Source organism: Ectothiorhodospira lacustris (genome assembly GCF_022227845.1).
Taxonomy (GTDB): domain Bacteria; phylum Pseudomonadota; class Gammaproteobacteria; order Ectothiorhodospirales; family Ectothiorhodospiraceae; genus Ectothiorhodospira; species Ectothiorhodospira lacustris.
In genome coordinates this window covers 1-1,789 of the sequence record NZ_JAJNQN010000038.1, presented here as the reverse complement: position 1 = coordinate 1,789, position 1,789 = coordinate 1, and the positions used below count along the sequence as shown (strand labels likewise).

2 protein-coding genes are annotated in these 1,789 nt (G+C 41.4%); both read right to left on the bottom strand.

Annotated elements, in window-relative coordinates; all coding sequences use genetic code 11:
* Window positions 1-69: 69 nt before the first annotated feature.
* Window positions 70-861 carry an AbiJ-NTD4 domain-containing protein gene (locus LQ956_RS14805; RefSeq protein WP_238630328.1) on the bottom strand — a complete coding sequence of 264 codons (792 nt, stop codon included), beginning with the start codon at window positions 859-861 and terminating at the stop codon, window positions 70-72.
* 104 nt (window positions 862-965) lie between these two features.
* The coding region (locus LQ956_RS14800; RefSeq protein WP_238630327.1) for a hypothetical protein at window positions 966-1,789 on the bottom strand (824 nt) is incomplete at its 5' end.

Sequence of the window (1,789 nt, the reverse complement as noted above, 5' to 3'; positions counted from 1 at the left end):
TAACGCTCGCCATAAACGGCGCGAGGAACGAGCGTCCAGCGACCGAAGGGAGCGAATTTAATGGCTTTGTTATACATTTTTCTTTCCAATGAGGTAAGTAACCGCTGCCGCACAAACGCCAACAACTAGCTGAGCCTCTGAAAATTCAGGCTCTCTACCTTCTCTGATATGGCGACCATATTCAGATGCAAACCCCCATAGTTTTTCTATAGATTGGTTCAAGGGTGGTGGAATAAGATCAGGATGCCTTTTTAACAGCTCCCCCAAGGTTGCTTTATGATCACCAGCAACATCACGAGCAACACACTCAAGAGCGGCCATTGAATGTTGAATCGACCCGGTAATATCTGCTTCTGGTCGGCGGGATAGATCTACTAAAGCTTCATGTAGTTCACCTCGAGCAGTCTGGTTGCCAGCGCCCTGTAGCGTAATTGTTGCAGAACGGATAGTTTGCTCTAAGACTTCAGGGTTTCGCGCCTCAAGCTCGCAATTAGATAACTTCCAGCCAATACCCTCTTCAATGAAGTAAATATTTAGCTCGTTCTCAAACTTCTCCGCATCGTGCGCTTGTTCAGCAATAGCCTCTATCAGATCGTACACTTTGTACCATTCAGCACTATCGATAAGCTGCCGATTCTCTTCGTCAATATTTGGATATTCGGACCAGTTGTTTGAATCTGATCGTTTCCGCAACACTCTACACACCAAAGTTCTAAGTGTTTTAGGGCGAAGTCCACTTTCATATGCGAGATCAACTATTACTCCACGCAGCTCGTGTGGCGCGTCATAACGAACTGTAATCTCAGCCTCATTAACTTCCCTGAACCCATGACGAGTTGAGAACCGTGAGTCTTCATTCATGGGTAGCTTCCCTCATGTATAACGCCAGCCATAACCGGACCCAAAAAGCGAAGCGCAGCGTAGCTTTTTGGGGTTCAAGTTTATGGCATTGTTAGGCCTGTGCTTTAGTGTCCGATTGGCAACCATGTTTTGCGACTTAAAATATAAGAACGATCATCACATGCTAGATGATAGAAATACTCTCTAATAAAGGGATAAAAATTTCCATGAATTTCTAAGCTCGACAGCAGGTTAACCAAAAACCTCGCTATGATATATATGTAATACATTGAGTATTTTTGCTTAATTTGAACTTTATCACCTTCCATATAAAATTCCTTTATGCTTGTAATGTCTTCTCCATTTTCAGAGGTTAACATTACATAGGTGATACCTTCTAGTTGTGCTGAAATGGATTGAATTTGTTTAACTTTCTTTTTTCGCGGTTTGTAATGACGAGACAGGATTATTTTATTAACTTCCTCATTCCACCTATTCAAAGGCTCTTTGTTCTGTTGGTGTTTTCCTGTCAGCCCATCCAAATTGTAGTACCGTGAAGTTTGAGCGAATTCAGACAGGTACTCAATTATTATTTGAGTAATTTCATCGTTGAGTAACTCTACATGCTCATTTGAGTAGTTATTCTCTGAATTTATTTTTATAGCGCTTTCAAATAAATCATGGATTTTATGGCCATATTCATGCTTCAGTTGGTTATTGCTTGGAAACGCTCCGTTATTTCTAATTCTGTGGTCATAAATTACGATCAACTTCATTAGCCTTTCAAGGCCGATAGTGATCATAAACATACTGCTGTAAAAAAAACCTGGTTTAACGAAATCGTACTTTCTTAGCTGTGTCAATCCAAGACCAAGAGACATTGAAGACATCGACGCCTCTCGCGCAAACAATATTTCAGTGTTCTGTTGGTCCGTCATTTTTTCCTGGC

What these genes read in the sequence shown, in the direction of transcription:
- LQ956_RS14805 (WP_238630328.1), bottom strand. Translation starts at nt 861, where the DNA reads ATGAATGAAGACTCACGGTTCTCAACTCGTCATGGGTTCAGGGAAGTT.